4 protein-coding genes and 1 pseudogene are annotated in these 7184 nt (G+C 73.4%); 4 read left to right on the forward strand and 1 reads right to left on the reverse strand.

Annotated elements, in window-relative coordinates; all coding sequences use genetic code 11:
• From VIU94_RS15410 to VIU94_RS15420, 3 genes are all read left to right on the forward strand, one after another.
• Positions 1-3070, forward strand: a 3070-nt coding sequence (locus VIU94_RS15410) for a DNA polymerase III subunit alpha (protein WP_331911769.1), incomplete at its 5' end; no start/stop codon positions are given.
• Positions 3067-4086, forward strand: coding sequence for a DNA polymerase Y family protein (locus tag VIU94_RS15415; RefSeq protein WP_331911771.1), 1020 nt, complete (start codon positions 3067-3069; stop codon positions 4084-4086). The genes VIU94_RS15410 and VIU94_RS15415, both read left to right, overlap by 4 nt.
• A gap of 237 nt (positions 4087-4323) precedes the next feature.
• Positions 4324-5184, forward strand: coding sequence for an esterase/lipase family protein (locus VIU94_RS15420; protein WP_331911773.1), 861 nt, complete (start codon positions 4324-4326; stop codon positions 5182-5184).
• On the opposite strand, the gene VIU94_RS15425 is transcribed toward VIU94_RS15420, so the two are convergent.
• Positions 5181-6146 carry a lytic polysaccharide monooxygenase auxiliary activity family 9 protein gene (locus VIU94_RS15425; protein WP_331911775.1) on the reverse strand — a complete coding sequence of 322 codons (966 nt, stop codon included), beginning with the start codon at positions 6144-6146 and terminating at the stop codon, positions 5181-5183. The two genes, VIU94_RS15420 and VIU94_RS15425, sit on opposite strands and share 4 nt — an antisense overlap.
• Positions 6147-6382: 236 nt before the next feature.
• Here VIU94_RS15425 and VIU94_RS15430 point away from each other — a divergent pair.
• Positions 6383-7184 (forward strand): annotated as a pseudogene (locus VIU94_RS15430) (hypothetical protein); the annotation flags it as partial.

Genomic DNA, 7184 nt, shown 5'->3' on the forward strand with positions numbered 1-7184 from the left:
GCTGCCCTGGGACGCCCACCGCGGCGAGGGGCTGACCGTGCTGCTCGGGCCCGACTCCGAGGTCGGGCGCGCCCTCGCCGCCGGCCGTCCCGACCGGGCCGCCCGGCTGCTCGTCCCCTGGCGCGAGCGGTACGGCGACGCCCTGCGCCTGGAGGTCGTCGACCACGGCCGCGACGGCACCGGGCCCGGCTCGCTGCGCCAGGCCGCCCGCACCCTCGGCCTCGCCGCCGACCAGGGCGTACGGGCCGTGCTCAGCAACGCCGTCCGGTACGCCGACCCCGGGCAGGGGCCGGTCGCCGACGTCCTCGACGCGGCCCGCCGGCTCGTCCCCGTCACCGCGCTCGGCGGATTCGACAGCGGCGAGCGCTGGCTCAAGGACGCCGACGCCATGCACCGCCTCGCCGAGCGGGTCGCCGAGGCGGCCGGCTTCCGCCGCGAGGCCGCGCACCGGCTGCTCGCCGCCACCGAGGAGACCGCCGCGGAGTGCCTCGTCGACCCCGAGGACGACCTCGGCATGGGCTCCGCCCACTTCCCCGAGCCGTACCTCGTCGGCGCGGCGCACCGCACCGCCCAGCGCGTGCTCGCCTCCCGGGCCGCCGCCGGCATGGTCCTGCGCGGCTACGACGGCCGCCGCGACTACTGGGACCGGATGCACCGCGAGCTGGACATCATCGCCCACCACGGCTTCGCCACCTACTTCCTGACGGTCGCTCAAGTCGTCGAGGACATACGGCGGATGGGCATCCGGGTGGCCGCCCGCGGCTCCGGCGCCGGCTCCCTCGTCAATCACCTCCTCGGCATCGCGCACGCCGACCCGGTCGAGCACGGGCTGCTCATGGAGCGCTTCCTGTCCAAACGGCGCACCGCCCTGCCCGACATCGACGTGGACGTCGAGTCCGCCCGCCGCCTGGACGTCTACCGCGCGATCATCGACCGCTTCGGCGCCGAGCGCGTCGCCACCGTCTCCATGCCCGAGACCTACCGGGTCCGCCACGCGGTACGGGACGTGGGCGCCGCCCTCTCGATGGACCCGGCCGAGATCGACCGGATCGCCAAGTCCTTCCCGCACATCCGCGCCCGGGACGCCCGGGCGGCCCTCGACGAACTGCCGGAGCTGCGCGAACTCGCGGGCGAGCGGGAGAGATACGGGAAGCTCTGGGAGCTGGTCGAGGGGCTCGACGCGCTGCCCCGCGGCATCGCCATGCACCCGTGCGGGGTGCTGCTCTCGGACGCCTCGCTGCTCGCCCGCACCCCCGTGGTGCCCACCAGCGGCGAGGGGTTCCCGATGTCCCAGTTCGACAAGGAGGACGTGGAGGATCTCGGGCTGCTCAAGCTCGACGTGCTCGGCGTGCGGATGCAGTCCGCGATGGCGCACGCCGTCGCCGAGATCGAACGGGCCGCCGGCGAGCGGGTCGACATCGACGCGATCCCGGCCGGGGACCCCGCGACGTACCGGCTCATCCGGTCCGCCGAGACGCTCGGCTGCTTCCAGATCGAGTCGCCCGGCCAGCGCGACCTGGTCGGCCGGCTCCAGCCCGCGACCTTCCACGACCTCGTCGTCGACATCTCGCTCTTCCGGCCGGGACCGGTCGCCGCCGACATGGTGCGCCCGTTCATCGAGGCCCGGCACGGCCGGACGCCGGCCCGCTACCCGCACCCCGACCTGGAGGGGGCGCTCAAGGAGACCTACGGCGTCGTCGTCTTCCACGAGCAGATCATCCGCATCGTCAGCATCATGACCGGCTGCGGCCGGGACGAGGCCGACCAGGTGCGGCGCGGCCTCTCCCACCCCGAGTCGCAGGCGCGGATCAAGGTCTGGTTCGCCCAGCGGGCCGAGCGGCGCGGCTACGACTACGAGGTCATCGCCCGCACCTGGGAGATCGTCGAGGCCTTCGGCTCGTACGGCTTCTGCAAGGCGCACGCGGTCGCCTTCGCCGTCCCCACGTACCAGTCCGCCTGGCTCAAGGCGCACCACCCGGCGGCCTTCTACGCCGGGCTGCTCACCCACGACCCCGGGATGTACCCGAAGCGGCTGCTGCTCGCGGACGCGCGGCGGCGCGGGGTGCCGGTGCTGCCGTTGGACGTGAACCGGTCCGGGGCCGCACACAGAATCGAACTGGTGTCCGCTCCGCCGGAGCGGTGGGGGCTGCGGCTCGCGCTCTGCGACGTCCATGGCATCAGCGAGGCGGAGAGCGTCCGCATCGAGGCGGGCCAGCCGTACGCCTCCCTGCTCGACTTCTGGGAGCGCGCCCGGCCGCGCAGGCCGATCGCCGAACGCCTCGCGCAGGTGGGGGCGTTGGACGCGTTCGGGGCCAACCGCCGCGACCTGCTGCTGCACCTCTCCGAGCTCCACCGCGTCCACCGCGGCGCGGCCTCCTATGGCGGACAGCTCCCGCTCGCGAACGGGCGGAAGACCGCCCCGGTCGGACTGCCGGACCTCGACGAGTCGGAGCGGCTCAGCGCCGAGCTCGGCGTCCTCGGGATGGACGCCTCGCGCCACCTCATGAGCGACCACCACGGCTTCCTGCGCGAGCTCGGCGTGGTCTCCGCCCGGCAGCTGCGGGCCGCCGCGCACGGCCAGACCGTGCTGGTCGCGGGGGCCAAGGCGGCCACCCAGACCCCGCCGATCCGGTCCGGCAAGCGGGTGATCTTCTCCACCCTGGACGACGGCACCGGCCTTGTGGACCTCGCCTTCTTCGACGACTCCCACGACGCCTGCGCCCACACCGTGTTCCACTCCTGGCTGCTGCTGGTCCGGGGCGTCGTGCAGCGCCGCGGCCCGCGCAGCGTCAGCGTGGTCGGCGCCGCGGCCTGGGACCTCGCGGAGCTGGTCGAACTGCGCCGCGAGGGAGGCCTTGACGCGGTGGCGGCGCGGCTGGCGGAGCCGCCGCCGAAGGCCGGTGACGACGAGGAGGAGATCGAGGAGCGGACTTCGTCGGACGACGGACGGCGGATCCGCATGTCCACCGGCTACGAGATGAACCCCTGGGCCGACCTCAAACCGGCCGGCGAGGGCGCGGCGACCCCGCCGAAGAAGCTGTGGCACTCGAGTCCGGGGAGCGCGGGATGATCCTCTGTATACGGCTCCGGCCCGAAGCGGCGGACGCGGACCTGTCCCGACTGGTCCGGCTGCTGGCCGAGTTCACCCCGGTCGTACAGGCCGTCCCTCCCGGCGAGGCGCTCGCCGACGTGCGCGGCGCGCTGCGCTACTTCGGCTGGACCGCGGCCGAACTCGCCTCGGTGGTACGGGTCAGGGCGCTCGCCCTCTACGGCATGGACTGCGTCATCGGCGTCGGCCCCACCCCGATGGCGGCCCGCGTCGCCGCCCGCGAGGCCGGGCCCGGCGCCACCCTGGTCGTCGAGGACACGGCCGCCTTCCTGCGGGACCGCCCGGTCGCCGCGCTCGACGGGGTCGGCCGTACCACCGCCCGTACCCTGTGCGGCTACGGACTCGACACCGTCGGCCGGGTCGCCGACGCGCCGCTCGCCGTGCTCCAGCGGCTGGTCGGCGCGCGGGCCGGCCGGGAGCTGTGGGAGCGGGCCAGGGGGATCGACCGCAGCGCCGTCGTGCCGAACGCCGCCGCGCGCTCCATGGCGACCGAACACGGCTTCTCTCGCGACGAGTTGGACCCGGCGGAGCACCGCAGAGCGCTGCTCGCGCTGGCCGCCGAGCTGGGCGCCCGGATGCGGACGGAGCACCAGGTGTGCCGCTCGCTCGCGGTGACCGTGCGGTACGCGGACCGGACCGTGACGAGCCGGACGCGCACCCTGCGCGAGCCGACCGCCCACACGGCGGCGCTCACCTCGGCGGCGTACGCGCTGCTGGCGTCGTTCGGGCTGCAGCGGGCCAGGGTGCGGGGCATCGCGCTGCGCGCGGAGGGGCTCGGGCCGGCGGAGGGGGCGGGGCGCCAGCTGACCTTCGACCCGGTGGACGAGAAGGTCCGGCGGATCGAGGCGGTGGCGGACCGGGCGCGCGAGAAGTACGGGCCGGGGGCGGTCGTGCCGGGCTCGCTGGCGCGGCGGCGTCCGCGGCGGGGGCGCCTGCCGGACGGGCCGGGCGGCGGGTCGGGGGCCGAGGCGGCCTGATGCGTCGGTCGTGCGGGGGCTGATGTGCGGCTGTGCTGTGACTGAGGTGCGGCCGTGCGGGGCGGCCGATTACTCCCTATTGACGAGAAGTCAGTTTTTACCGACGCGTAACTTCCCACTGGACGCTACCCGTGCGTAGCTTGGCATGAGCAGAGCATCCCCACTTGTGGTCCGGGCCGCAGGGCTTCCTGCCATCGTTCATCCCTGATTTCCCTTGAGCCGCAAGGAGATCGATCGATGCTGCCCTGGAGACATGTGCTCAGAGCACTGTCCGTCCTGCTTCTCACCGTCGCCGCGACCCTCGCCCCCACAGCGGCGGCCCAGGCCGACACCGCCCCCAGCCGGGGCTGGAACGACTACTCCTGCAAGCCCTCGGCCGCCCACCCCCGCCCGATCGTGCTGGTCCACGGCACCCTCGGCAACTCCGTCGACAACTGGCTCGCCCTCGCGCCGTACCTGGTCAACCGCGGGTACTGCGTCTTCTCCCTCGACTACGGGCAGCTGCCCGGCGTGCCCTTCTTCCACGGCCTCGGCCCCATCGACAAGTCCGCGGAACAGCTCGACGCGTACGTGGACCGGGTCCTGGCCGCCACCGGCGCCCCCGAGGCCGACCTGGTCGGCCACTCGCAGGGCGGCATGATGCCCCGTCACTACCTGAAGTTCCTCGGCGGGGCCGAGAAGGTGAACGCGCTCGTCGGGATCGCCCCCGACAACCACGGCACCACCCTCCTCGGCCTCACCCAGCTGCTGCCGTACTTCCCCGGGGCCGCGGACCTGATCAGCGCGCACACGCCCGGGCTCGCGGACCAGATCGCCGGCTCGCCGTTCCTCACGAAGCTGAACGAGGGCGGGGACACCGTGCCCGGCGTCACGTACACGGTCATCGCCACCCGGTACGACCAGGTGGTCACCCCGTACCGCTCCCAGTTCCTCACCGGCGAGCACGTCACCAACGTCCTCATCCAGGACAAGTGCGCGCTCGACCTCTCCGAGCACGTGGCGATCGGGACGGTGGACCGGATCACCTTCCACGAGGTCGCCAACGCCCTCGACCCGGCCCACGCGACCCCGACCACCTGCGCGTCGGTGATCGGCTAGCGACGCGCCGCGCGGCGGGTCGTGGCGAAGAGCACGGCCGCGCCGAGCGCGAGCACGGCGGCGCCGCCGACCGCCAGGTAAGGGGTCGCGGCGTCGCCACCGGTGGCGGCGAGCTTCTCGTCCTCGGCGGGGGCGGCGGCGGCCGGGGCGGGTGCGTTGGGCGCGCTGCTCTCGGGGGCGGGGGCGGGCGCCGTCTGCGTCGCTCCGGTGTGCGCGTCGGCGTCGCCGTGGCCGCCGTGCTCGACGGAGGACTTGTCGGCGCCGTCGTCGATCTGCTCGTCGGACGGGGCGCTGGGGGCGGGGGCGGGCGCGCCGTTCCCGTTCTCCTTCCCGAACACCACGTCGGAGCAGGTGTAGAAGGCCTCGGGGGAGTCGGACCGCTGCCAGATCGAGTAGACGAGGTGGCGGCCGGACTTCTTCGGAACGTCGCCCTGGAACACGTAGTCGCCGTTCTCCATCTTCGGGTCGGTGACCGTGGCGAACGGCTGCGCCTCCAGGTCCGACCACTTCAGCGGCTTCGTCGGGTCGTACCCGTCCTTGGTGACGTACAGCGCGAAGGAGCCGCGGTGCGGGGCGGTCCCCTTGTAGCGGAAGGTGTGCTTCCCGGCGGTGAGCGGGCTGGCCGGCCAGTCGCCGCGAGCCAGGTCGAGACCCTTGTACTTGTCGTTGCCCGCGCTGCACAGCTTGCCGTCCGGGATGAGCTCGCGGTGCTTGCCGGCCGCGTTCGCGATGTTCACCGCGTTCCAGTCGTAGAACGCCTGCGTCCCGCTCGCCGCCACGGCCGCCTTGCACGCAGCGGACTTCGGGCTCTCCGGCCCCTCCGCGTAACAGGCCGAGACCCGGCTCACCGGGTCGGTCATCGACCCGTGCGCGGCGGCCGGGAGGGCGGCCGGCCCGGCGAGGGCGAGCGAGGCGAGTCCGAGGGCGAGCGATCCGGCGGCGGCCTTGCGGCGAGCGGTCATGGCGACGTTCTCCTTGACGGGTTCGGGGGTGGTGGAACCGGTGGTTCACCCCTACGAAACCCCGGATCGGGCCGCCGGAACGGGGGCGGACGGATCTTTAGGGCGGCGTTAAGGCGGGGGTAAGAGCCGCCTGAGGAACATCGGCAAAGCGCCAGGTTGGGACCGGATTTGGGCCCTGGGGCCCATGTGGAGATCGCCCGCATGATCTATTCTCGGCCGCCGGGGGTGGACCGATCATGTCCTTTTACGTTGACGCCGCCGGATTCGCCGGAGCAGGCGGATCCGCGCAACGCACCATGCCGACGCCGTTGGTGGTCGCACGCTGGCTCGTGAACTTCCTGTTCGGAGCGACCATCGTGGGCGGGCTCGGGCTGATGCTCTCGGCCGTCCAAGTGGGCGCGCTGGACGGCCTGGTGCTCGGCATGCTGCTCTACGGCGCCGCGCCGGGCATCGTGGGCTGGGTGCTCTCGCGGCGCGTGTGGACCGGCGGGAACAAGGTCCGCTGGGGTCTGATCGCCGTTCAGATCTGGTTGATCTGCGGTGGTTTGGGGAACCTGCGGGACGGATCGATCCAGGGCTTCACCCAACTCCTGCTGCCCATCGTGATCCTGGCGTTCCTGTGCGTACGGGAGACGCGGGAGTGGTTCGACTCGGACCCTTCCGCGCGGAGTGATCAGCCGCCGTTCTCGGTGGCGCACATGATCACCTGGAAGCGGGACCGCGGGCAGTCGGCGCTCGAGTACACGGGCATGATCATCCTGGTCGTCGCGATCATCGCGGCGCTGCTCATGACCAACGTCGGCGGGCGGATGGCCGGCGAGTTCAAGGAAGCCGTCTGCTCCCTGGTCGGCCAGTCCTGCCCGGCCGACAACGGCGGCGGCGAGACGACCCAGGCGGGCAAGGGCGAGAACGGCGGCGCGGACGGGGCGGACGGGGGCGCCGGAGGGGCCGACGGCGGAGCGAACGGCGGCAGCGGCGGTGCGAACGGCGGCAGCGGTGGCGCGAACGGCGGCAGCGGTGGCGCGAACGGCGGTTCCA

It is taken from the genome of Streptomyces sp. (genome assembly GCF_036566765.1).
In the GTDB taxonomy this organism is placed as follows: Bacteria; Actinomycetota; Actinomycetes; order Streptomycetales; family Streptomycetaceae; genus Streptomyces.

Bases quoted from the DNA above. Each gene is read 5' to 3' on its own strand.
- VIU94_RS15415 (WP_331911771.1), top strand. From the start codon at position 3,067: ATGATCCTCTGTATACGGCTCCGGCCCGAAGCGGCGGACGCGGACCTG.
- VIU94_RS15420 (WP_331911773.1), top strand. From the start codon at position 4,324: ATGCTGCCCTGGAGACATGTGCTCAGAGCACTGTCCGTCCTGCTTCTC.
- VIU94_RS15425 (WP_331911775.1), bottom strand. From the start codon at position 6,146: ATGACCGCTCGCCGCAAGGCCGCCGCCGGATCGCTCGCCCTCGGACTC.